Origin of the sequence: Massilia mucilaginosa (genome assembly GCF_011682145.1) — a bacterium.
GTDB classification, from domain to species: Bacteria; Pseudomonadota; Gammaproteobacteria; order Burkholderiales; family Burkholderiaceae_D; genus Telluria_A; species Telluria_A mucilaginosa.
The window spans coordinates 1-351 of record NZ_WHJH01000258.1; the positions used below are offsets into that span (position 1 = coordinate 1).

The 351-nt window shown below is 70.1% G+C and carries 1 protein-coding gene; it reads right to left on the minus strand.

Translation table 11 applies throughout. From position 1 onward, the window contains the following. Positions 1–351: hypothetical protein (locus F2P45_RS34765; protein WP_166882719.1), on the minus strand; the 351-nt coding region annotated here is incomplete at both ends.

Here is a 351-nt window from a genome sequence, read left to right on the forward strand (position 1 = left end):
GAGGCCGGCGCCGTGCAAGGTCCGGGGGCCGGCGCCGGCGAGCAGCGCCAGCTTGCTGCCGGCGTTCAGGTTGCCCGACATGTCGAGCAGGCCGGTCACGTCCAGCGCGCCGGTCTGGTTGGCTTGCCCGCCAATGATGAGCTTATCGGCCGTGACCAGTTTCAGTTCGCTGTCGCTCAAGCCCAGCTGCGCAGGGCCATCGACCGCGTTCGCGCCGGCGTGGATGATGGTCGCGCCGTCATGCGGCGCCAGGGTCACGCTGCCGCCAGCGGCGCCGGTGGACGTGATCAGGCCGCCCAGGGTCATCGCGTCGGAGTTGATCGCGATATGGTCGGCGCTGAGCATGCCGTT